Raw genomic sequence first — 22,942 nt, 5'->3', positions numbered from 1 at the left:
CCCTGGGGCTGTCAGGACGGCGGCCTCGTCCCCATGCCCGCCTGCCCTAAGGAAACTCCCCCATGGTCAAGAGCCCCGAGGACGCCCTCAAGGCGACCCTGGCCCGTGTAGCTCCGGGAACGCAGCTGCGCGACGGGTTGGAACGGATTCTCCGCGGGCGCACCGGCGCGCTCATCGTGCTCGGCTACGACCAGCAGGTGGAAAAGATCAGCAGCGGCGGCTTCGACATCGGGATCGACTTCTCCCCCACCCGGCTGCGCGAACTTGCGAAGATGGACGGGGCGATCGTTTGCGACAAGGACGCGGCGAACATCCTCAAGGCCGCCGTGCAGCTGGTCCCCGACCCGTCGATTCCCACGCAGGAGTCGGGCACCCGCCACCGCACCGCCGAACGGGTCGCCATCCAGACCGGGCTGCCGGTCATCTCGGTCAGCCAATCCATGCAGATCATCGCCTTGTATGTGGAAGGCATCCGGCATGTGCTGGAGGGCTCGGAGCCGGTGCTCGCCCGCGCCAACCAGGCGCTGGCCACGTTGGAGCGGTACCGCGCCCGGTTGGACCAGGTCACGAGCTCCTTGTCCGCACTGGAGATCGAGGCCATGGTCACCGTGCGGGACGTGGCGGTCACCCTGCAGCGGCAAGAAATGGTCCGCCGCATTTCCGACGAGATCTCCCAGTACGTGCTGGAGCTCGGCGTGGACGGGCGCCTGCTCTCCCTGCAGCTGGATGAACTGACCTCAGGACTGGGCCCGGACAGCGAGATGATCCTGCGTGACTACGCGGACATCAAGGGCGGCATCGACGTCGACGCCGCCCTGCACACGCTGCGCGGTTTCACCTCGAACGACCTGATCGACCTGGGCCGCGTCGCCAGCGTGATCGGCATCCAGGTGGGGCAGGACTCCCTCGACGCCGTGGTCCAGCCGCGCGGCTACCGGCTGCTGGCCGCAGTCAAGTCCGTGCCGCGGGCGGTGGCGGACCGGCTGGTCGACCACTTCGGCGGACTGCAGTCGCTGATGGCGGCCAATATCGACGACCTGATGGCGGTGGACGGCATCGGCGAACAGCGGGCCCGCGTGATCCGCGAGGGCCTGTCCCGCATCGCCGAAACCAGCCTGCTGGACCGGTTCCTCTGATCCCTTCGGGCGTTCGCTAGCGCAGTTCGAACACGGTCTTGTCGCTGCTTTTCTTGTCCAGCTTGGTCACCAGGACGTAGGTGCCCGGCTGCGGGTTGGCTTCCACCGGCGTGCAGCCCGGTGCGGTGCGGTTCCGTTCCCAGACGAAACGGGCCTGCTCGGCCTTGCCCGGCTCAAGGGTCATCATCAACGGCTCGGGGTCCACCTGGCAGTCCTTGGAGGAAAAGATCCGGTCTTCGCCGCTGGTGACCAGGAATTCCATGGCGTCCGTGCCGACGTTGACTTCGCACGGCCCCTTGCCCTCGTTGGCCACCTCCAGGATCAGGGTGGGGTTCTCCCCGCTCCCGTACGCCGGGGCGTCCGTTTCCGCCCGGACGACGACGTCCCGGTCTTCGCAACCTGCCGGCCCCGGGGATGCCGGGCTGGCGGACGCGGGGCTGGAGGCCGTCGGTTCCGGCGCCTCCGCCGCTGCTTCGGGCTCTCCCCGGCCCAACAGGCCGGCGACCCACCATCCGGCGGCCACCAGGGCGGCCAGCAGCAGCACGGCCAGGGCCAGCACCACCAAACGACGGCGGCGGTAGACGGCAGGGCTGGGCCGCCGGACGGGAACCTGCCCGCGGGTGCCGGATGTGCCGTTGCCTGCCATGCCTTAAGGCTAAGGACAGCGGCGGCCCGTGCCGTTACCACCACGCCGGGCAGTACAGTATTGGTTGGTCACATCGTAGGAGTTCCATGCCCCGCCCCGCCCCCGCATCGGCGCCTTCCACCGAACCGGCTGAAGCCGAACTGCTGCATTCGCGTATCCGGACCTGGTTCTCGGCCAGCGCGCGGGACCTGCCCTGGCGCCGCGCTGACTGCAGCCCCTGGGGCATCCTCGTCAGCGAATTCATGCTGCAGCAGACCCCGGTGGTCCGGGTGCTGCCTGTCTGGGAGCAGTGGATGCGGCGCTGGCCGCGCCCGGCCGACCTCGCCGCCGACCCGGCCGGGGAAGCGGTCCGGGCCTGGGGCAGGCTGGGGTATCCGCGCCGCGCGCTGCGCCTGCATGCCGCAGCTGCCGCCATCGTGGACCGGCACGGCGGCCGCGTGCCGGATGACCATGCCAGCCTGCTGCAGCTCCCCGGCGTCGGAACCTACACCGCGGCCGCCGTCGCTTCCTTCGCCTTCGGGCTGCCGGAAACCGTGGTGGACACGAACATCCGTCGCGTGCACGCCCGGCTGGTCACCGGAGCTGCGCTGCCCGCGCCGTCTCTGAATGCCGCCGAAATGCGCACGGCGCAGGCGCTGATGCCGGTCCACGGCACCAAGGAGTGGAATGCCGGCGTCATGGAACTCGGCGCGCTGATCTGCACGGCGAGGTCGCCGCAGTGCGATGCCTGCCCGGTGTTGGACCGCTGTGCCTGGGTCAGGGCCGGCCGGCCCGAGGCCCACTACGTGCCCAGAGGCCAGGCTTGGGCGGGTACCGACCGGCAGGTGCGCGGGGCCATGATGGCCGTGTTGCGCGAGGCCGAGTCATCGGTTCCGCGCGAGGTCCTGCTCGGCAGCGTTGAACCGGCCGATCTGCCGGCGGCTTACCGGACGCCGCTCGCGGCACTGCGCGCGCTGCCTGCCGGGGACGAACAACTAAGCCGCGCCCTGGACGGGCTGATCGCGGACGGTTTGGCCGTCGCGTCGGGCGGGGGCATCGGCCTGCCCGGGTAGGAAACCGGCTCCTGCCGGCCAGCGAGCGAGAGCGCAGCCTGCGCGGCGGCCGGCGGGTCCGCTAGTTGTCCCCGCCGCCGGGAGGCTCCTGCCGGCCCCCGACAATTCCGTCGGCCCGGCCGCCCGGTCCGGCTGCGCCGCTCTGCTCCTGCGGGTCGTCGTCGGCGTCACCGGCCTTGTCCTTGAGGCCGTCCAGCTTGTCTCCCTGCAGTTTGGCGGCGCCGTCCTGCTGCTCTGCCTTGCCGCCGCCGGGGACATCTCCCACACCCATGGTCATCCTTACCGTCGCGCCGGCGCGAGGGGCCGGCTGTTCCCTCCCCAACGCCTCCACCCTAGGGGCCCGGGCGGAACGTGTCGACGGGCGGCCGATCAGAGCCTGCGGATCATCCGCGTGTTGCCCAAGGTATTGGGCTTGACCCGGGCCAGGTCGAGGAACTCCGCCACGCCTTCGTCCGTGGAACGCAGCAGCTCGGAATACACCTCGGGGTCCACCACCGACTGGTCGGCCATCACCTCGAACCCGTGCCGGGTGAAAAAGTCCACCTCGAAGGTCAGGCAGAACACGCGGCTGACGCCCAGGTCCTTGGCGGCGGCGATCAGCTCGTCGAGCAAGGCCCGGCCCACTCCCTTGCCGCGCCAGTGTGCGGCGGTGGCCAGCGTGCGCACCTCGGCGATGTCCTCCCACATGACGTGCACCGCCCCGCAGCCCACGATCTCACCCGCCGGGGTCTCCGCGACCCGGAACTCCTGGATGCCTTCGAAGTACGCCACCGCCTCCTTCTCCAGCAGCACCCGCTTGTCGGCCAGCGGCTTGACCAGCCGGCGGATCTGGACGACGTCGGAGGTGCGGGCGGGGCGGATACTGAAGGCGTCGGTCACCCAGTCAGTCTAAAGCCCCAGTTCGGCCGGCAACTCCGTCTGCTGGTCCAGCACGTGGCGGGCGAGGAAGTTGCACACCACCGAATACCAGATCCGGGCATGCTGCGGTGAGAGCACCCAGTGGTTCTCGTCCGGGAAGTACAGGAACCGGTGCGGGGTCTTCCCGTCCGCTCCGGCGGCCAGCTGCGAGCGGGACAACAGTTCGTACCAGAGCCGCAGCCCCTCCCCTATCGGCACCCGGTAGTCCTTGTCCCCGTGCACCACCAGCATGGGTGTGTTGATGTTCTGCACGTGCAGGTGCGGGGAGTTCTCCAGCGCCATCTCGGGCGTCATCTCCCGCTCCCAGTACGGGGAAACATCCGTCGTCGGCCCGAACTGGTCCAGCGCCCAGAGGCTGGCGTGGGTCACGATAGCCCGGAATCTGTCGGTATGCCCGGCGATCCAGTTGGCCATGTAACCGCCGAAGGAACCGCCCATCGCGGCCGTCCGCGTCCCGTCGATGTCCTCGCGCTGCACGGCGGCGTCGGTGATGGCCATCAGGTCCTCATAGGGCGCCTGCCCCCACTGCCCCCAGCCCCGCCGGATGAAGTCGTCGCCGTAGCCGGTGGACAGGGCCGGGTCCGGCAGCAGGACCGCGTACCCCTGCGCCACCAGCAGCCAGGGGCACCAGCGCCAGCTCCACGCGTTCCACGAGCCGAGCGGGCCGCCATGCACCCACAGCACCAGCGGCGCCGGCTGTTGCGCGGACGCATCGGCGGGCAGGGCCAGCCAGGCACGCACCGGGATGTCCGCGCCCCCGGCGGCCACCGTCGTCGTGATCTCTTCCAGCCTCCCGCCCAACTCCGGGCGGGGCGCGGGCGAGGGCAGGACCGTGGCCTCGCCGGAGGACAGGTCGATGCGCACCGGCTCGGGCGGAAACAGGTAGGAGCTGCGCAGCGCGTAGGCGAACTGCCCGTCCGGGCTGACCACGACGTCGGTGTAGGCCGCATCGTCGTGCGTCACCCGCCGCACGGAACCGGTGACGACGTCGATGCAGAACACCGGGGTGCGGCCGCCGTCGTCGGCGGTGACCAGCAGGCCCGAACCGTCGGGCAGCCAGGCTGCGGGGCTGGGCCAGCGGTCCCAGTCGGCAGCCAGCGGCCGCAACTCGCCGCCGGCCAGCGGGAGCAGGCCCAGGGTCACGGAAGGAATGGTCTGCGGCCCCGAGACGGTCTCGCAGACCACCACTACGGTGCGGTTGTCGGGGCTGACCGGGCCCGGTGCATAATCGGTGTCCGGGCTCTCCAGCAGGATCCGCTGCCCGCCGGTGGCCGTGTCCACGGCGGCCAGCACGCTGCGGGCGTCGCCCCGCGCCAGCGGACGGCGGACATTGACCACCAGGGTGGCGCCGTCCGGGCTCAGCTCGGCGGCGGTTTCCAGCAAGGCGTTTCCCGCCCAGCCGGTGATGTTGCGCAGCCGGCCTTGCGGCTCGTCGTCCACTGTTATGGTTCGGGCCGCCTCCTCCGCATTGTCCTCCAGCACGAAGTGCCGCTTCTGTCCCGGACCCAGATCGTGGTCCCAGAAGCGCACCGGGTACCCGGAATGCAGGACCGCCGAGACCTTCTTGTCCTTCCGCGCGGCACGGCGGTCCGCGTCGTCCTCTTCGTCGACGGCCCCGCCCAACACCTGGGCGTCGACCACCACGGTGTCGGCCTCCCGCGCGCAGCGCACCGCCGCGACCCCGCCCGGCCGGGAGAGCACCACGCGGCCTTCACCCCCGGCGGCCGGCAGGCGCCACAGGGCCGGGACCGGTTCCTTCTCCGAGTCCTCGGGATCCGGGCGCGCGGACGTGAAGTACAGGTCGCCGTTGCGGGCAAAAGCCGCGCCGGACTCGCCCTTGGAGCTGCGCGTAATCCGGCGTGCCGGGCGTTGACCGGCCGGATCGACCTCCCAGAGGGCCGAAACGTAGTCGGTGGAGGCGGGATTCAGCACGCCGACGCAGGTCACCAGGCGGCTGCCGTCCGGACTGAGGGCCAGGGAGCCGAGCCGCGGCAACGCGATGAAGCGGTCCAGGTCGTGGAACGGGGTGGCGGCACCCTGCTGGAGGGGCAGCTCGGGCCGCATTTCGGAAGTCATTGCTTCAGAACGCATGGAGTAAGTAAACACTACTTGTGTGACGGATCACAGGAAGTGGCGGCAATTCGCGGTTTTGCTACGCCGCGGCATGCCCTGCGACGAGGCGCCCTCCGGTTAACCGGGAGAACCCCGGCCGAAGCCGGGGTTCTCCCTGCGCAGTACGGTGCAGGCTACTGGGAAAGTGCCGGGGTGTCCGGGACTCCCTCGATTGCCTTGGGTGCTCCGGTGCTGCTGAAGACGAACGTCGCCGCGTCGTCTTCGCCCTCGACATCCACGTGGATGGTCTCGCCCGGGTGGAACTCGCCGAAGAGGATCTTCTCGGAGAGCTGGTCCTCGATCTCCCGCTGGATGGTCCGGCGCAGCGGCCGGGCACCCATGGTGGGATCGTAGCCGCGGGTGGCCAGCAGCACCTTGGCCGCGTCGGTCAGGTCGATCTTGAGGCTCTTCTCGGCGAGCCGCTTCCGCAGGCGCTCGACGAACAGGTCCACGATCTGGACGATTTCTTCCTCGCTCAGCTGCGGGAAGACCACGGTGTCGTCGACGCGGTTGAGGAACTCGGGCCGGAAGTGCTGCTTGAGCTCATCCTGGACCCGGGCGCGCATCCGCTCGTACCCGGTCTTGGTGTCCGTGCCGGATTGGAAACCGGTCATGACGCCCTTCGAGATGTCGCGGGTGCCAAGGTTGGTGGTCATGATGATCACCGTGTTCTTGAAGTCCACGACGCGTCCCTGGCTGTCCGTCAGGCGGCCGTCCTCGAGGATCTGCAGCAGCGAGTTGAACAGGTCGGCGTGCGCCTTCTCCACCTCGTCGAAGAGCACCACGGAGAACGGGCGGCGGCGGACCTTTTCGGTCAGCTGACCGCCTTCTTCGTAGCCCACGTAGCCCGGAGGGGCACCGAACAGCCGCGAGACCGTGTGCTTCTCCGAGTACTCGGACATGTCCAGGGTGATCAGCGCGTCTTCCTCACCGAAGAGGAATTCCGCCAGGGCCTTGGCGAGCTCGGTCTTGCCGACGCCGGTGGGGCCGGCGAAGATGAACGAGCCGGAGGGACGGTTGGGGTCCTTCAGGCCGGCACGGGTACGGCGGATCGCCTGCGAGATGGCCTTGATCGCCTCGTCCTGGCCGATCACGCGCTTGTGCAGCTCGGCCTCCATGTGCATCAGGCGGCTGGACTCTTCCTCGGTCAGCTTGAACACGGGGATGCCGGTGGAGTTGGCCAGCACTTCTGCCACCAAGTCCTCGTCCACTTCGGCGATCTCATCCAGGTCCCCGGACTTCCAGGCGCGTTCCTTTTCGGCCCGCTCGTCCTGCAGCCTGCCTTCCTGGTCCCGCAGTGTCGCGGCGCCCTCGAAGTCCTGGGCGTCGATGGCCGATTCCTTCTGCTTCTTCAGCTCGGCGATGCGCTCGTCGATGTCCTTGAGCTCCGGCGGTGCGGTCATCCGGCGGATGCGCAGCCGCGCCCCGGCCTCGTCGATCAGGTCGATGGCCTTGTCCGGCAGGAAGCGGTCCGAGATGTACCGGTGGGCCAGATGCGCGGCGGCATCCAGGGCGCCGTCGGTGATGGACACGCGGTGGTGCGCCTCGTAGCGGTCCCGCAGTCCCTTGAGGATCAGCACGGCGTGCTCCACGGACGGCTCTTCCACCTGGATCGGCTGGAACCGGCGCTCCAGCGCGGCGTCCTTCTCGATGTGCTTGCGGTACTCGTCCAGGGTGGTGGCACCGATGGTCTGCAGTTCGCCGCGCGCCAGCATCGGCTTCAGGATGGAGGCCGCGTCGATCGCGCCCTCGGCGGCACCGGCACCCACCAGGGTGTGGATCTCGTCGATGAACAGGATGATGTCGCCACGGGTCCGGATTTCCTTCAGGACCTTCTTCAGCCGCTCCTCGAAGTCACCGCGGTAGCGTGACCCGGCCACCAGGGACCCCAGGTCCAGAGTGTAGAGCTGCTTGTCCTTGATGGTCTCGGGCACGTCGCCGCGGACAATCGCCTGGGCCAGGCCCTCCACGACGGCGGTCTTGCCGACGCCGGGCTCGCCGATCAACACCGGGTTGTTCTTGGTGCGGCGGGAGAGCACCTGCATGACGCGTTCCATTTCGTGCTCGCGGCCGATGACCGGGTCGAGCTTGGATTCACGCGCAGCCTGTGTGAGGTTCCGGCCGAACTGGTCCAGCACCACCGATCCGGCAGGAGTGCCTTCCTGCTGCTGGCCGGCGGTGACCGGCTCCTTGCCCTGGTAGCCGGAGAGCAGCTGGATGACCTGCTGGCGCACGCGGTTGAGGTCGGCGCCCAGCTTGACCAGCACCTGCGTGGCCACGCCTTCGCCTTCGCGGATCAGGCCCAGCAGGATGTGCTCGGTGCCGATGTAGTTGTGGCCAAGCTGGAGGGCCTCGCGCAGCGACAGCTCCAAAACCTTCTTGGCGCGCGGCGTGAACGGAATGTGGCCGCTCGGAGCCTGCTGGCCCTGGCCTATGATCTCCTGGACCTGCTCACGAACGCCGTTCAGGGAGACGCCGAGGAACTCCAGTGCTTTGGCGGCAACGCCCTCACCCTCGTGGATCAATCCGAGGAGGATGTGTTCGGTGCCGATGTAGTTGTGGTTGAGCATGCGGGCTTCTTCTTGAGCCAGCACGACAACGCGACGGGCACGGTCGGTAAATCTCTCAAACATCTCGCACACTCCTAGCTACTGCGTACTTTGATGCTACGTGCCCGGATGGCTGTTGTGCGTTCTGTTCGCCCTAGGGGTAATGCCCTCTGCAGGACGGCAAACGGGGCGGACAGTTGCCTGTCCGCCCCGCCGATCGATCTGCCCGTGATGGAACGGGCCGCCCGTTATCCCCCGTGGGCGGCCTTGTAGGCCTCGATGATTTCGGATTGCACACGTCCGCGGTCGCTAACGTTGTAACCGTTCTCCCGTGCCCACGCGCGGATCGCCGAGGCGTCCTGGTTGCGTGTGCCGCCGGCCGGCTTGGCGGCCTTGGAGCCCCGGGCAGGAATCTTCCGGCCGGAAGAAATGTACGGCTTGAGCGCGTCGCGAAGCGCCTCGGCATGCGATGAAGAAAGATCAATTTCGTAGCTGCTGGAATCCAGGCTGAACCGGACCGTTTCATCGGCCGAGCCACCATCCAGATCATCAACCAGAATGATTTTTACTTCTTGCGCCACAGAAGGCTCCTTTGGGTGGGTGTATCTATATGTCCGGCATAATCCGAACCATGCTTATTATGTCCTACACTCCATTTCAAGGCAATACAGCCGGATTCGATCGTCCTGCAATCCGGCATGGATCAGAGCGGATTTGACCGTGTGGGAAATACCGGTATGTCGCGCGCGAATGTGATTAAAGGAAAAACCCCGGACAATTGATGCTTGTCCGGGGCCTTCCCCTATTCCTCGCGGCCTTCGGCCGCGCGCCTTTCGGCTTCGCGCTCCGCCTCGGCCAGCGCTTCGCGTTCTTTCCGGTCGGCGTTGAATATGGCTTTCATCACGAAATAGAACAAAAGCCCGACACCCACCGACGGCGCGAGTACCCACAGATATTCCATGCTCAGCCCAGCTCCGGCTTCAGCAGCGGGAACAGAATCGTTTCGCGGATTCCCACCTGGGTGAAAAGCATCACCAATCGGTCGATGCCCAGTCCGATTCCGCCCATCGGCGGCGCGCCGTATTCGAGGGCACGCAGGAAGTCTTCGTCCAGCTGCATCGCTTCCTCGTCTCCTGCCGCCGCCATTCGCGACTGCTCGGTCAGGCGTTCGCGCTGAATCACCGGATCAATCAGCTCGGAGAAAGCGGTCCCGCGTTCCATTCCGCCAATGATCAGGTCCCAGGCCTCAATCAACTCCGGATTGTCGCGGTGGTTGCGCGCGAGCGGCTGCGCTGCCGGCGGGTAATCGTACACGAAGGTCGGCTGCAGCAGCGTGGGTTCGACGATTTCGCCGAACAGCTCGACGACCACCTTCTGGGTATCCCACTTCGGGTCGATCTTCACGCCGTGCTGCTCGGCTATTTCGCGCAGCTCTTCACGGCCGGTCTGCGGGGTGATTTCCCGGCCCACCGCTTCGGACAAACCGGGATAGACGCCCAGCCAGCGCCATTCCCCATTCAGGTCAATGGTGCCCTGCGGGGTTTCAATGACGCGCGTGCCGATGGTGTCGGCCACATTCAGGATCATTTCCTTCATGCGCTCCCCCATGACGAACTGGTCGGCATACGCCTCGTAGCTTTCCAGCGTGGTGAATTCGGGGCTGTGGGTGGAGTCAACGCCTTCATTGCGGAAGATCCGGCCGATCTCAAAGACCCGGTCTATGCCGCCGACCACAGCGCGCTTGAGGTAAAGCTCCGTGGCAATGCGCAGGGTCATGTCCTGGTCAAAGGCGTTCAGGTGGGTCTCGAAGGGACGGGCCGTCGCGCCTCCGTGCACCAGTTGCAGCATGGGGGTCTCCACTTCCACGTAGCCGTGGGAGTGGAGGGTCTCCCGGATGGAGCGGATGACGGCGGCGCGGGTGTAAACCATCCGGCGTGCTTCGTCGCGCACCATGAGGTCCACGTACCGCTGCCGCACGCGGGTCTCTTCACTCAGGCCGGCATGCAGCACGGGCAGCGGACGCAACGCCTTGGAGGCCATCTGCCAGGTATCGGCCATGACGGACAGTTCGCCGCGCTTGGAGCTGATGACTTCGCCGCGGATGAACACATGGTCGCCCAGGTCCACGAGGGCCTTCCAGTCCGCGAGCGCTTCCTCGCCGATGTTCGCCAGGCTCAACATTGCCTGCAGGCGGACCCCGCTGCCTTCCTGCAGGGTCGCGAAGCAGAGTTTGCCGGTGTTGCGAATGAAGACCACGCGCCCGGACACTCCCACGACGTCGCCGGTGGTCTCGTCTGCCTCGAGGTGGCCGTACTTTTCGCGCACCTCGGCCAGCGTATGGGTCCGGTCCACGCCCACCGGGTACGCCTCGGCCCCGCGCTCCAGGAGTTTGGCGCGCTTGGCCATGCGCACGTGCATCTGCTCGGAGGCGTCGGCAGCCTCGGCTGCGGGATGTGGGGTGGGGGAATTATCGCGGGTCACGGTAGTTAAGGGTACCGGTACCGGGGCCGGGCCAGCCAAACGTCCCTGGCCTTCGTCCGTGGGCGTCAGTAGCCGAGCTGCGCGTTGTCGATCAGCCGAACCGGGCCGACCTGCGCGGCGACCAGCACCAGGGCCTCGCCGGTGAACGGGGTTTCCCTGCAGTTGAAGGCCAGCGGCTCGAGCGTGCGGGGATCCACCACGTCCAGGTAGTCCAGCCGGACGAGCGGCACCGACTCGATCATGGCCAGTGCGCCGTCCACGTCCAGCGGTTCGTGCCGGTCGGCCTGTCCGCGGAGGTACGCCAGGCTGCGGGAAAGCACCAGCGCCGCTTCCCGCTCGGCGTCGTTCAGGAAACGGTTGCGGCTGGAGAGTGCGAGCCCGTCGTCGTCGCGCACCGTGGGCACACCCACAATGTCCACCGGAAAGTTCAGGTCGGCCACCATCCGCTTCACCAGCACGAGCTGCTGCGCGTCCTTCTGGCCGAAGTAGGCGCGGTAGCCGGCCGCGCCGGCCGCCGCGGGCAGCCCGTAATGGAGCAGCTTGGCCACCACGGTGAGGGCGCCGTCGAAGTGGCCAGGGCGGGAGGCGCCCTCGAACTTCGCGCCCAGCGCGCCGGCGTCGATCCTGACCAGCGGCTCGCCGTCCGGGTAGACCTCTTCGACTGCGGGGGCGAACACCACGTCCGCCCCGCACGCCGCCAGCAGGTCCAGGTCGGCTTCCAGCGTGCGGGGGTAGCGGTCCAGGTCCTGCTGCTCGCCGAATTGGAGCGGATTCACGAACACGGAAACCACGACGACGTCGCACGCCTGCCGCGCGGCCCGCACCAGCGCTGCGTGGCCTGCGTGCAGCGCTCCCATGGTCGGGACCAGTCCCAGCGAAGGCCGCCCGGCGGCTCCCGCTGCCGCCAGCAGGCCGGCCGTGGCGTCCTTCAATTCGCTGCGGGTTTTCACCAGGCGGGGGCGGGTCGTCACGCGTTCTCCTCCGGACGGGACTGGGCAAGGATGTCCAGGATTTCGGTTGCGCGGGCCTCTTTCAGCAGGCCGCGCTGCAGGGCCCGCTGGGCCGTTGCCCGGGCCAGTTCCTCGTAGGCCAGCCGGATGTCGGTGCCGCCCGAATCCACCTCGCGGCGCAGCAGCGCCTCGTGGTGGCTGCGGACGGTGCCGGCGTCGCCGCGGGCCACGGGCCCGGTCAAAGCCGCTTCCCCGGAGGCCAGCGCGTTCTCCAGGGAGGCCCGCATCAGCCCGCTGAGCACCCGGTCCGGCTGCTCCACGCCGACCTCGGCCAGCAGTTGCGCCGACTGGGCCGCGATGGTCACCAGGTGGTTCGAGGCGTGCGCCAGGGCGGCGTGGTAGAGCGTGCGGTCCTTCTCGGCGATGACCACCGGTTCGCCGCCCATCTCCACGACCAGCGCCTGGGCGATCGGCAGCACCGTGGCCTCGGCCGTCACCCCGAAGCTGCAGTCATTCAGCCGGGCGAGGTCCAGGCTCATGCCCGTGAAGGTCATGGCCGGGTGGATGGCCAGCGGGATGGCGCCCTTGGCCCGGGCCGGCGCCAGCACCGCGGTGCCGTAGCGCCCGGAGGTATGCACCACGAGCTGGCCCGGCTGCCAAACCCCGGCCGCGGCCAAGCCGTCCACCAGTTCCGGCAGGGCGTCGTCCGGTACCGCCAGCAGCACCAGTTCGGCCCGTTCCACGATCTCGGGGATCTGCAGCACCGGAACGCCGGGCAGCAGGTTTTCGGCTCGTTCCCGACTGTCCTCTGACACCGCTGACACCCCGACGACGGCGTGCCCCACGCCGCGCAGCGCGGCACCGAGGACGGCGCCGACCTTGCCGGCGCCGATGACTCCGATGCCCAGCCGTCCGGGCCTACTCCTGCCCACCATCGCGGCCCTCCTTGTTCCCTTGTGGTTCGTCCTGCTGCGCCGGTTCGTCCTGCTGCGCCGGCCAGCGGATGCCGCCCGGGGGGCCCTCCGCCGCCTCGGGGACGGGACCGGCCCCGGCCCCCCGGGCTTCCAGCCAGCGCTCCGGGACGCTGCGGCGCCGGGCCGCGGCGGCCCGGACCGACTGCTCGTCGAAGAGCCGGCGGGCGGTGTCGGCGTCGACCTGGTAGATCACCGGCGTGACCGGTCCGGCGGTCGTGTGCAGGCGCAGGTCCGCCACGCGCAGGCGGCGGGCCAGCGGGCCCTGGTGCAGCGCGATGGACTGGGTCCGCTCGTGCGGCACCACCGAGAGGCTGCGCCAGAGCCGGCCGCTGCGGGCCAGCAAGGCGGTCCCGGTGACGGCGAAGCCGTTGCGCCGCCAAGTCAGCCAGGACAGCCACCGCACCCGCCGCGGCGAGGTGACGAATCCGCCGTCGGAGGCGCCGGCGTCGTCCGGGTCCTTGGCCGCTATCCCGTCCAGGCCCGCCCCGAAGACGGTAAACGGATCCTCGGTGCCCGGGTCCGGGAGCACCAGCGCAAGCATCTGCATGACTTCCTGCTGCGTGCCCACCGGCAGCAACGTGGTGCGGGCGCCCGCGTTCTCCGCGCTGAGGCCGTAGCCGGCCACGTTCACCCGCATCCGGTACCAGCCCTTGAGGCGCCACAGCGGCGACTGCATGATCTCCACGGCCTGCACGCGCCCCGGCGGGACGGTCTGCGCCCGGGTCTCCAGCAGGCCGTAGCGGAGCCGGATGCCGTCCGGGGAGATGGCGGCGCGGAAGTTGTAGCCGGTGCTGAAGGTGGACCAGTAGCCGGCCACCACGCCGAACGCCGCGGGGACCAAAAAGGCCGGGCCGAACGCGGCACCGAACACAAAGGTCGAGAGCCCGGCCGCGATCAGCATGATGAGCAGGAACAGCGTGGTTCCGGACAGCAGCACCGCGCCGAGGATACGGCCGCCCGGGATGGCCAGGATCTGCTGTTCGGGGGCTTCGGCCACCGCTTCCTGCGGGTGCGCGGGATCGCTGCCCAGGCCGGCGGCCCGGGCCAGGATGGTGGCGCGCAACTGCTGCGCCGAGGCCAGCGGCAGGTAGGCCAGCCGCACGGCCGATTCGCCGGCGTCGGCCACTTCGAATTTGAGTTCGGCCAGGCCGAAGATCCGTGCCAGCAGCGGCTGGATGACGTCGATCGCCTGCACCCGGTCCAGCCGCGCCTGGCGGTGCTGGCGGAACAGGACGCCGGAGTTCACCCGGACATGGTCGTCGGTGACCTGGTACCGGGTGAACCACCAGGAGAGGAAGAATCCGCCCACCAGCAGCACGGCGACCACGGCCATGACCAGCACGGTCCAGACGGCGCGGCCTCCGCTCAGGCCCCAGAACTCGTCGCCGCGGAACATTGCCTCGAACCAGTCCCGGCCGAAGAAGTAGGCGATCGCCGCGAGCGCCAGCCAGCCGCGGACCAGCGGCGAGACGGGGTGTACGCGGTGCCAGATGCCGGTGGCGTCCGGCGTCAGGGGCACCCCTTGGGAGGCCGGCACTACTTCGCCGGGCGCGTCCGGCCCCTGCCCGGGCAGCGGGGCCTGCCCGTTGCTGCCGGGAACGGTCATAGCCCGGCCAGCCTTGCCTGCCCGCGGTCGGAGAGTTGTTCGCGCAGCCGGGCTCCTTCTACCGCCGGCACCCCCGGAATGCCGGCGTTGGTCTGCGGGCTGGCGGTGTGCAGCTTCACCGAGCACAGGCCGAAGGCCCGCTCGAGCGGCCCCACGCCGACATCCACGTACTGCATCCGGCCGTAGGGAACCACCATGACGCGCTGGAAAAACAGTCCGCGCCGGATCAGCAGGTCCTCGTCGCGTTCGGCATATCCGATGGCCCTGACCTGACGCGGGATCAGGAGCCCGGCCCAGACGCAGAGCGCGAGCGTGCCCAGGCTCAGCAGCCAGCCGAGCCACGCCGGGAAGCCGGGCCAGAGGCCGGTCAGCGCCAGGACGAGCGGGGCGGACAGCAGGGCGACGGCGACCACCGTGAAAATGGCCCAGCCGACCAGTCGCACGGTGACGTACTTGGGCGAGACCCGAATCCAGCTGATGCCGGCCGGATCGATCGCTTCGCTAGGCATACTCCCCCTCGCCCTGGGCCTCGGTACCGTTGTCCTGGGCCGCTTCGGTGTCCTCGGGCGGAAGCTTGCAGAAACGCTCCACCACCAGCCCGATCACCACCATGACCAGGCCACCGCCCATCATAGCCAGCACGGCCGGCAGCGCCCCGAGGCCGGGCCGGTACAGCAGCAGCATGAGCTGATCCACCATGATGCCGCTGTGCCAGCCGAAGATCAGCGACCCGGCATAGGCGCAGGCCTGGGCCAGCACGAGCGTGCGGGCGGCGAGTACCGGATTCAGCTCCTTGTCCCGGTTGCCGTTGCGCCAGCGGCGCACCTTGAGGCCGAGCACCAGGGTGAAGACGGCGATGGCGGCCATCGTGGCCAGCGAGGAGAGGTGCAGGACGGGCACCGGCAGCCCGCCGCGCCCGGCGAGCAGGTTGCCCAGCCAGCCCAGCACTGCCGTGACGACGGCGATGGTCGCCAGAGCGCGGTATCTGATGGTCCTCACGAAGCCCCCACCCCGCCGGACACTATTGACCGGCTTCGAACGGCTCGGACTCGTAGGGTTCCACGCCGTCCAGGTCGCCGGCCGCCTGGGCCAGTTCGCCGACCGGGACGCCGTTGAGCGTGGCGTTCGAGTCCATCCAGGCCCAGGGCGCCAGCACGAAGGCGCGTTCGTGCGCGCGCGGGTGCGGGATGACCAGGTCCTCGTCGTTCAGCGTGAGGTCGCCGTAGGTGATGATGTCCACGTCCAGCGTCCGCGGCCCCCACCGCACGTCGCGGGTGCGGTGGTGCTTGTTTTCCACGGCCTGGCAATGGGCCAGCAACTGGTGCGGGTCCAGGTCGGTCTCCACCTCGAGCACCATGTTCAGGTAGTCCGGCTGGTCCTCGGGGCCGCCGACCGGCTTCGTCTGCACCACGGCCGAGACTTCGCGCAGCCGCACGTGGGGGGTGTCCACCAGGTCCGCCACCGCGTGCGAGAGGGTGTCGCTGCGTGCGCCGAGGTTGCTGCCCAGCGCCAGGACCGCGCGGACGCTCATGGCTGCTCCCGGTAGATGCTGACCGTGACATCGGAAAACTTCACTTGGATGGGCGCCTGCGGCTTGTGCACCGTGACCTCGACCGCCGCCACCGCGAACGTGCGCAGCACGTGGTCGGCTATCCGTTCGGCCAGTGTTTCGATCAGCTGCAGGGCCTCGCCGGCGATGATCGCGTCCACCTGGTCGGCGAGCTCGGCGTAGTTTGCGGTTTTCGCCAGGTCGTCGTCGGCCGCGGCGGCCCGGATGTCGGTGTGCAGGGTGACGTCGACGATGAACGGCTGGCCGTCGCGGCGCTCATGCTCCAGCACGCCGTGGTAGCCCGTGGCCCTGATGCCGGAAACCTTGATGAGGTCCGGCCGTGCCGGAGGTGCTGGCGTCACGTCCCGGCCTACTTGGTCCAGGCGGCGGCGACTTTGACCGCGTCCAGCGAGGCCCCGGCGTCGTGCACGCGCACGCCCCAGGCGCCGTTGGCGGCGGCCAGCGCGGAAACCGCCAGCGTGGCCTCGTCGCGTTCCTTGGGTGCGGCGGCCTTGCCGGCGGTGGTCAGCAGGGAACCGAGGAACCGCTTGCGGGACGCGCCGACCAGCACCTTGTGCCCCAGTTCCGCGATCCGGTCCGTGGCGCGCAGCAGCTCCCAGTTATGTTCGGCGTTCTTGGAGAAGCCCAGTCCCGGATCCAGGATGATCTGCTCCGGCGCCACGCCGGCGGCGACGAACTTGTCCCGCAGTTCGGTCAGCTCCGCGAGGACCTCGGCCACCACGTCCTGGTAGTCCGCCTTGGGGTCGACCTCCCGGGCGTCCCCGCGCCGGTGCATCAGGATGTAGGGGACCTTGCGCTCGGCCACCAGGGCGGGCATGTGCGGGTCGTGGGTCATCCCGGAGACGTCGTTGACGATGGCCGCCCCGGCGTCCAGCGCCTTGGCCGCCGTGTCCACGTGCATGGTGTCCACGCTGATCAGGGCGCCGGCCTTGACCAGTGCCTCGATGACCGGGAGGATGCGCTTCTGCTCTTCCTCGGGGGTGATCGAGTCGGCGTTGGGGCGGGTGGATTCACCGCCGACGTCGATGATGTCGGCGCCGCCGTACAGCAGCTTCAGCCCGTAGGCGATCGCCGCTTCCTTGTTGGCGTGGTCGCCGCCGTCGCTGAACGAGTCCGGGGTGACGTTCAGGATGGCCATGACGACGGCACGGTCGGTGGGCAGGTCCGCGAACTTCTTCGGCTCGCGCGCCTTGCGCAGCACGGGCAGCGGCGACGTGGCGGGTCCGGTTCCGGGGACTGCGGCGAGTGAATCCATCTATCTGTACCGTCTCTTCTCTTCGCTATCGTCCGATAATCAGGCTCATGGCCTCGGCTCGGGTGGCCTGCTCGCGCAATTGGCCGCGCACGGCCGAGGTGACTGTCTTCGCCCCCGGCTTGCGGACCCCGCGCATGGACATGCACATGTGTTCGCATTCGACGACGACGATCGCGCCCTTGGGCTCCAGGTACTTGACCATGGCCTCGACGATCTGCGTGGTGAGGCGTTCCTGCACCTGCGGGCGCCGGGCGTAGATTTCCACCAGGCGGGCGAGCTTGCTCAACCCGGTCACTTTACCGTCATGGGACGGAATGTAGCCAATGTGAGCGGTGCCGTGGAACGGGACCAGATGGTGCTCGCAGGTCGAATAGAACGGAATGTCCTTGACCAGCACCATTTCCTCATGGTTGATGTCGAACGTGGTGCCGAGGATGTCCGCCGGGTCCTGATGCAGGCCGGCAAACACCTCCGCGTACGAACGGGCGACCCGCTGCGGGGTGTCCCGCAGGCCTTCGCGGTCGGGATCTTCGCCGACGGCGATGAGGATTTCGCGCACCGCCTTCTCGATCCTGGGCAGGTCGATCAGCGGGTCAAAATCCAGCTCTGCGACAACGTCATCGTATTCGGTCACGTATGTGATCCTAGCTGCTGGCGCCGGGTACGCCGCTTCGGCCGTCATCTCCGGGAAGGTCCCCGCCGGCCGGATTCGGGTCCACGATCACGGCCGCGTGGCTTCCTTCCTGCTGCTGGCCGTTGGCGGCCGCTTCCCGCTCCCGGCGGGAGACCACCGGCGGGATGTTGTGTACCGGCCGGGTTTCCTTGGACAGCCACACGTCCCGCAGTTCGCGGCGGCGCAGGTCGTGGAAGATCTCGGCGATCTCACGCTGGTTCAGCGTCTCGCGTTCCAACAGGGCCAGTGCCAGCCGGTCCAGCACGTCGCGGTTCTCGGTCAGGATCGCGTAGGCCTCGTCGTGGGCGTCGTCGATGAGCCGGCGCACTTCCTCATCCACCACGAAGGCGACGTGGTCGGAGTAGTTGCGTTCGTGCGACATGTCGCGGCCCAGGAACGGTTCGCCGCCGCCCTGGCCCAGCTTCACGGCACCCACGCGTTCGCTCATGCCGTACTGGGTGACCATCTGGCGGGCCGTGCTGGTGGCCTTCTCGATGTCGTTGGACGCGCCGGTGGACGGATCGTGGAAGACGATCTCCTCGGCCACCCGGCCGCCCATGGCGTAGGCGAGCTGGTCCAGCAGTTCGTTGCGGGTCACGGAGTACTTGTCGTCCTCGGGCACCACCATGGTGTAGCCCAGGGCGCGGCCGCGGGGCAGGATGGTGACCTTGGTGACCGGCGCGGAGTAGCGCAGCGCGGCCGCGACCAGGGCGTGTCCGCCTTCGTGGTAGGCGGTGATCTTGCGCTCGTGCTCCTTCATGACGCGGGAGCGCTTTTGCGGCCCGGCCATCACGCGGTCGATGGCTTCGTCCAGCGCCCGGTCGTCGATCAGCTGGGCGTTGGACCGGGCGGTCAGCAGGGCGGCTTCGTTGAGCACGTTGGCCAGGTCGGCGCCGGTGAATCCGGGCGCACGCTTGGCCAGGGAACGCAGGTCCACCCCCGGGGCCATGGGCTTGCCGGCGGCGTGCACCTGCAGGATCTGGTGGCGGCCTTCCAGGTCGGGGGCCTCGACGGCGATCTGCCGGTCGAACCGGCCCGGGCGCAGCAACGCCGGGTCCAGCACGTCGGGACGGTTGGTGGCGGCGATCAGGATGACGTTGGTCTTGACGTCGAAGCCGTCCATCTCGACCAGCAGTTGGTTCAGCGTCTGTTCGCGCTCGTCGTTGCCGCCGCCCACGCCGGCGCCGCGGTGCCGGCCGACCGCGTCGATTTCGTCCACGAAGATGATGGCCGGCGAATTGGTCTTGGCCTGTTCGAACAGGTCCCGGACGCGGGAGGCGCCGACGCCTACGAACATTTCCACGAAGTCGGAGCCGGAGATCGAGAAGAAGGGGACGCCGGCTTCGCCGGCCACGGCCCGGGCCAACAGGGTCTTGCCGGTACCGGGCGGGCCGTAGAGCAGCACGCCCTTGGGGATTTTCGCCCCGACGGCCTGGAATTTGGCCGGTTCGGAGAGGAACTCCTTGATCTCGTGCAGTTCCTCCACGGCCTCGTCCACGCCCGCGACGTCGGCGAAGGTCACCTGCGGCATGTCCTTGGTGATCATCTTCGCCTTGGACTTGCCGAACTGCATGACCTTGGAACCGCCGCCCTGCATGCGCGAGAGCAGGAACCAGAAGATCAGGCCGATGATCAGGATGGGCAGGATCAGGCTGATGAAGCTCATGAACCAGTTGTTCTCCACCGGCTGGTCGGTGAAGGTGTCCACGTCGGAGGCGTTGATCGCGTCCACGATGTCCGGACCGCGGTCGCGGCTGTAGAAGAAGGTGATCGACTTGCCCTTGTTGGCGTCGTCGATGACCAGGTCTTCGCGCAACGTCAGGTCGACGCTCTGGGCGCCGTCGTTCATCCGGGCCTGTTCCGCCTTGTTGTCCCGCAGCAGTTCAAGTCCCACACTGGTGTCGACCCGTGAAGACTGCGGACCGGCTAGATTGGGCACGGCGATCAGGAGGATGACCAGGACCAGGACAATCCAGATGATCGGTCCCTTGAAAAGGTTCTTCAATTTCATGCGACTTGGGGGCTTGCGCCCGTCCCTCCTGCTTGTCCGCGCGTGATGGCAGCCCTTCGGCTACTACAGCTATACACTGTCCGTCTTCCTTCACGCTCAAGGGAGGGCATTAGTTCCCTCTGGGCGTAGCCTAGCCTGCGGCGGACGGTGCGGCGGTTATTCGTAGATGTGCGGTGCCAGGGTGCCGATGAAGTCCAGGTTGCGGTAGCGCTCGGCGTAGTCCAGCCCGTAGCCCACGACGAACTCGTTCGGGATCTCGTAGCCGACGTACTTGACGTCGATTTCCACTTTGGCGGCGTCGGGCTTGCGCAGCAGGGTGCAGATTTCCACGCTGGCCGGACCGCGGGAAATCAGGTTGGTCTTCAGCCAGGACAGGGTGAGGCCGGAGTCGATGATGTCCTCCACGATGAGCACGTGCTTGCCCATCAAGTCCGTCTCGAGGTCCTTCAGGATCCGCACGACGCCGGAGGACTGGGTGCCGGAGCCGTAGGAGGAGACGGCCATCCAGTCCATCTTGACGTGGCTGTGCAGTGCCCGGGCCAGGTCCGCCATGACCATCACCGCGCCCTTGAGGACGCCGACGATCAGCAGGTCGCGCCCTTCATAGTCCCTGTCGATTTCGGCAGCCAGCTCGGCGACGCGCTGCTGGATCTGCTCCTTGGTGTAGAGGACGTGCTTGAGGTCTGCCTGGACGTCGTTGGAATCCACCACATGCTCCCGGGTCTAGCGGTCTGTCTGGCCGGGGCTGCGGCCAGTTGTTCTCAACACAAGATTGCCATAGCCTGTGCCATCTTGGTGAACCGCGTTGGCAGCAGTCCGGCGGTAGACGCTGACGAATCCGGCCAACTGCACCGGGCCGGCCGAGCCCTGGCGGCGCAGCAGCGATTCGGCCGCCTGCAGCCGTTCGTAGCTGGGGTTTTCGCCGCCCAGTTCGGCGGCGGCCAGGGCGATCACGCGGTGCTTCATGGCGGCCGGGAGTTGTTCCATGCCTTCCCGCGGCAGCTCCAGCCCGTCCGGTGTGGCCACCCGCAGCCGGCGGTATTCCTCGGCCGCCCGTGCCTGCAGGTAGTCGGCGTCGGCGGCCAGGATCTGTGCCGACCGCCACAGCGCCTGGGCGACGCCGGGACCCATCTCGTCCTCCAGGAACGGCATCACCCGCATCCGGATCCGGGAGCGCATGTACTGCGGATCACTGTTGGCGGGGTCGTGCCAGGGCTGCAGCCCGGCCACCGCGCACACCTCCTCGGTGTCTTCCCGGCGCAGCGACAGGAACGGACGCAGGTACCGGCCCCGCTGCACCGGCATCCCGGCCAACGACCGCGTGCCCGAACCGCGGCCCAGGCCCAGCAGCACCTGCTCGGCCTGGTCGTCCAGGGTGTGCCCCAGCAGCACCGCCGCGGCCCCGAGTTCCGCCGCGGCGGCATCCAGCGCCGCGTAGCGTGCCGTCCTGGCGGCCGCCTCCGGCCCCATGCCGGACGATTCCACGGCCACCCGGCGGACCTGGACCGGGGCCAGTCCCAGCGCTTCGAGCTGCAGCCGGGCACCCTCGGCCACCTCCGCGCTGCCCTGTTGCAGGCCATGGTCGACGACGACGGCCCCCACCCGATAGGGACGGACGCCGTTGCGGGCCGGCCGGTTGAAGAATTCCGCCGCGACGGCCAGGGCCAGCGAATCCGGCCCCCCGCTGCAGGCCACCAGCAACAGCTGCGGTTCGGCGCCCGCGGCGGTCGCTGCCGGCGGACCGAACTGTTCCAGCGCCTGGCGCAGCTGGTGCCGGGCGTCTGCCACTCGCGGATGCAACCGGGGCTTGCGCCGGTCCGCTGCAACGCCGCTCATGCGCGGCTGAGGTCCATCCGGCTGACCCACAGGTCGGGGTGATGGATCTCCTCTTCGGTGGGCAGGTTTTCGGGACGCTCCCACACCTGGTTGAAACCCTCCATGCCGATCTGCCGGGTCACCGCGCGGACGAACTTGGCCCCGTCGGAGTACTGCCGGGCCTTGGCATCGAGTCCCATGAGTTTGCGGATCCAGTTTTCCAGCGCGCCGCGGCTCTTGCCGCGCGCGTTGAAACGTTGGCGGATGGTCTTGACCGTCGGGACCAGCGAGGAGTCGACCGCGTCCATCACCACGTTGGCGTGGCCCTCCAGCAGGCTCATCACGGCGGTCAGGTGGGAGAACACGGCCTTCTCTTCCGGCCCCTGGATGAGATCGAGGAGGGAACCCTTCAGCGCCGAACCCGGCCCCCCGCCGTCGTCCTTTCCGCTGTCCTTGGCCGCGGCGACGGCCGCCTTGACCGTCTGCTGCAGCCGCTCGCCGAGGGTGTCCGCCTTTTCCACCAGCGACGACGACAGCCCGCCGATCTGCTCCATCATGTGGTCGCGCAGCCAGGGGGCCGCGGCGAACTGCACCCGGTGGGTCTGCTCGTGCAGGCACACCCAGAGGCGGAAGTCGGCGGGCACCACATTCAGTTCCCGCTCCACGGTCACGATGTTCGGCGCCACCAGCATCAGCCGCCCGGCTGCCGGGCCGCCGGGCAACAGGGAGCAGAAGGGGTCGTACTGGCCCAGCACCTTGCTGGAGAGGAAGGAGAGGATGGCGCCCATCTGGGTGCCGGTGAGCACGCTGCCCACGGCCGTGGTGGCGTTCTTGAGCTGATCCGGGCGCTTTTCGGCGAGCGTGGCGATGGCCGGGGCCAGCATGACCTCGAAACTGCGGGCGTTTGCCCTGGACCAGGCGGCGCGGTCCACGATCAGCACCTCGGAGTCGCGCAGGTCGCGGGCGGCATCCAACCCGGTGATGCGGTGCACGTGGTCCACCGACTCTTCCGCCAGCCGGCGCATTTCGGCCACGGCGGCGCGCATTTCCGCGGCCTTCATCCGGGGGCCGGCGGGGGTCAGCGTGGCTGCCGTGGACGCGGCCAGTTCCCAGTTAACCAACCGCGGGGCGGGGCCTGGGGTGGCGCCGGATTCACTGGGGGTCGGTGCGCTACTGTCCATGCGTCCCATCAGA

At 68.6% G+C, this 22,942-nt stretch carries 23 protein-coding genes; 2 read left to right on the top strand and 21 right to left on the bottom strand.

What is annotated here, in order from left to right; all coding sequences use genetic code 11:
- Positions 1–62: 62 nt before the first annotated feature.
- On the top strand, positions 63–1,136 hold the full coding sequence (disA, locus tag AC5RVZ_RS09365) for a DNA integrity scanning diadenylate cyclase DisA (protein WP_494001944.1): 1,074 nt from the start codon (positions 63–65) through the stop codon (positions 1,134–1,136).
- 16 nt (positions 1,137–1,152) lie between these two features.
- Here disA and AC5RVZ_RS09360 read toward each other — a convergent pair whose 3' ends face one another.
- Complete coding sequence (locus AC5RVZ_RS09360; protein ID WP_494065452.1) at positions 1,153–1,782, bottom strand: hypothetical protein; 630 nt, start codon at positions 1,780–1,782, stop codon at positions 1,153–1,155.
- An 86-nt stretch (positions 1,783–1,868) separates the two neighbouring features.
- Between AC5RVZ_RS09360 and AC5RVZ_RS09355 the strand changes: the two genes are divergently transcribed.
- The gene (locus tag AC5RVZ_RS09355) at positions 1,869–2,834 is read left to right on the top strand and encodes an HhH-GPD family protein (RefSeq protein WP_494065451.1); all 966 of its coding nucleotides are present in this window, start codon (positions 1,869–1,871) and stop codon (positions 2,832–2,834) included.
- A 61-nt stretch (positions 2,835–2,895) separates the two neighbouring features.
- On the opposite strand, the gene AC5RVZ_RS09350 is transcribed toward AC5RVZ_RS09355, so the two are convergent.
- From AC5RVZ_RS09350 to AC5RVZ_RS09255, 20 genes are all read right to left on the bottom strand, one after another.
- Complete coding sequence (locus AC5RVZ_RS09350; RefSeq protein ID WP_494065450.1) at positions 2,896–3,105, bottom strand: hypothetical protein; 210 nt, start codon at positions 3,103–3,105, stop codon at positions 2,896–2,898.
- 98 nt (positions 3,106–3,203) lie between these two features.
- The gene (locus AC5RVZ_RS09345; protein WP_493978321.1) at positions 3,204–3,713 is read right to left on the bottom strand and encodes an amino-acid N-acetyltransferase; all 510 of its coding nucleotides are present in this window, start codon (positions 3,711–3,713) and stop codon (positions 3,204–3,206) included.
- A gap of 9 nt (positions 3,714–3,722) precedes the next feature.
- Positions 3,723–5,843, bottom strand: coding sequence for a S9 family peptidase (locus tag AC5RVZ_RS09340; protein WP_494065449.1), 2,121 nt, complete (start codon positions 5,841–5,843; stop codon positions 3,723–3,725).
- 155 nt (positions 5,844–5,998) lie between these two features.
- Positions 5,999–8,497, bottom strand: a complete 2,499-nt coding sequence (locus AC5RVZ_RS09335; RefSeq protein ID WP_493978320.1) for an ATP-dependent Clp protease ATP-binding subunit — start codon at positions 8,495–8,497, stop codon at positions 5,999–6,001.
- Between the two features lie 164 nt (positions 8,498–8,661).
- Positions 8,662–8,994 carry a histone-like nucleoid-structuring protein Lsr2 gene (locus tag AC5RVZ_RS09330; RefSeq protein WP_493978319.1) on the bottom strand — a complete coding sequence of 111 codons (333 nt, stop codon included), beginning with the start codon at positions 8,992–8,994 and terminating at the stop codon, positions 8,662–8,664.
- Between the two features lie 221 nt (positions 8,995–9,215).
- Positions 9,216–9,374, bottom strand: a complete 159-nt coding sequence (locus AC5RVZ_RS09325; protein ID WP_494065448.1) for a hypothetical protein — start codon at positions 9,372–9,374, stop codon at positions 9,216–9,218.
- 2 nt (positions 9,375–9,376) lie between these two features.
- The gene (gene lysS, locus AC5RVZ_RS09320; protein ID WP_494065522.1) at positions 9,377–10,894 is read right to left on the bottom strand and encodes a lysine--tRNA ligase; all 1,518 of its coding nucleotides are present in this window, start codon (positions 10,892–10,894) and stop codon (positions 9,377–9,379) included.
- Between the two features lie 65 nt (positions 10,895–10,959).
- Complete coding sequence (gene panC / locus AC5RVZ_RS09315; protein WP_494065447.1) at positions 10,960–11,865, bottom strand: pantoate--beta-alanine ligase; 906 nt, start codon at positions 11,863–11,865, stop codon at positions 10,960–10,962.
- On the bottom strand, positions 11,862–12,779 hold the full coding sequence (locus tag AC5RVZ_RS09310) for a Rossmann-like and DUF2520 domain-containing protein (protein WP_494065446.1): 918 nt from the start codon (positions 12,777–12,779) through the stop codon (positions 11,862–11,864). Before AC5RVZ_RS09310 ends, panC begins: the two co-directional genes overlap by 4 nt.
- The gene (locus tag AC5RVZ_RS09305) at positions 12,763–14,424 is read right to left on the bottom strand and encodes a PH domain-containing protein (RefSeq protein WP_494065445.1); all 1,662 of its coding nucleotides are present in this window, start codon (positions 14,422–14,424) and stop codon (positions 12,763–12,765) included. The genes AC5RVZ_RS09310 and AC5RVZ_RS09305 overlap by 17 nt, the downstream gene beginning before the upstream one ends.
- Positions 14,421–14,933 (bottom strand): PH domain-containing protein, encoded by a 513-nt coding sequence (locus tag AC5RVZ_RS09300; protein WP_494065444.1) that lies wholly within the window; start codon positions 14,931–14,933, stop codon positions 14,421–14,423. Before AC5RVZ_RS09300 ends, AC5RVZ_RS09305 begins: the two co-directional genes overlap by 4 nt.
- Positions 14,926–15,423, bottom strand: coding sequence for a DUF3180 domain-containing protein (locus AC5RVZ_RS09295; RefSeq protein WP_494065443.1), 498 nt, complete (start codon positions 15,421–15,423; stop codon positions 14,926–14,928). The genes AC5RVZ_RS09300 and AC5RVZ_RS09295 overlap by 8 nt, the downstream gene beginning before the upstream one ends.
- Before the next feature lie 22 nt (positions 15,424–15,445).
- Positions 15,446–15,955: a 2-amino-4-hydroxy-6-hydroxymethyldihydropteridine diphosphokinase gene (gene folK, locus AC5RVZ_RS09290; RefSeq protein WP_494065442.1), complete on the bottom strand. Its 510-nt coding sequence runs from the start codon at positions 15,953–15,955 to the stop codon at positions 15,446–15,448.
- On the bottom strand, positions 15,952–16,335 hold the full coding sequence (gene folB / locus AC5RVZ_RS09285; protein ID WP_494065441.1) for a dihydroneopterin aldolase: 384 nt from the start codon (positions 16,333–16,335) through the stop codon (positions 15,952–15,954). Before folB ends, folK begins: the two co-directional genes overlap by 4 nt.
- A gap of 8 nt (positions 16,336–16,343) precedes the next feature.
- Positions 16,344–17,249 carry a dihydropteroate synthase gene (gene folP / locus AC5RVZ_RS09280; protein ID WP_494065440.1) on the bottom strand — a complete coding sequence of 302 codons (906 nt, stop codon included), beginning with the start codon at positions 17,247–17,249 and terminating at the stop codon, positions 16,344–16,346.
- Positions 17,250–17,274: 25 nt separating this feature from the next.
- Positions 17,275–17,835 (bottom strand): GTP cyclohydrolase I FolE, encoded by a 561-nt coding sequence (gene folE / locus AC5RVZ_RS09275; protein WP_494065521.1) that lies wholly within the window; start codon positions 17,833–17,835, stop codon positions 17,275–17,277.
- Positions 17,836–17,893: 58 nt separating this feature from the next.
- Positions 17,894–19,933: an ATP-dependent zinc metalloprotease FtsH gene (gene ftsH, locus AC5RVZ_RS09270; RefSeq protein ID WP_494065439.1), complete on the bottom strand. Its 2,040-nt coding sequence runs from the start codon at positions 19,931–19,933 to the stop codon at positions 17,894–17,896.
- Between the two features lie 156 nt (positions 19,934–20,089).
- Complete coding sequence (hpt, locus tag AC5RVZ_RS09265; RefSeq protein WP_494001927.1) at positions 20,090–20,641, bottom strand: hypoxanthine phosphoribosyltransferase; 552 nt, start codon at positions 20,639–20,641, stop codon at positions 20,090–20,092.
- A 15-nt stretch (positions 20,642–20,656) separates the two neighbouring features.
- Positions 20,657–21,721, bottom strand: coding sequence for a tRNA lysidine(34) synthetase TilS (tilS, locus tag AC5RVZ_RS09260; protein WP_494065438.1), 1,065 nt, complete (start codon positions 21,719–21,721; stop codon positions 20,657–20,659).
- Between the two features lie 44 nt (positions 21,722–21,765).
- Positions 21,766–22,929: a zinc-dependent metalloprotease gene (locus tag AC5RVZ_RS09255; protein WP_494065437.1), complete on the bottom strand. Its 1,164-nt coding sequence runs from the start codon at positions 22,927–22,929 to the stop codon at positions 21,766–21,768.
- Positions 22,930–22,942 lie beyond the last annotated feature (13 nt).

This window comes from Arthrobacter sp. Cza30, from assembly GCF_059090765.1.
The sequence above is the reverse complement of the archived record's forward strand: the minus strand, read 5'-3'. Positions and strand labels throughout refer to the sequence as shown.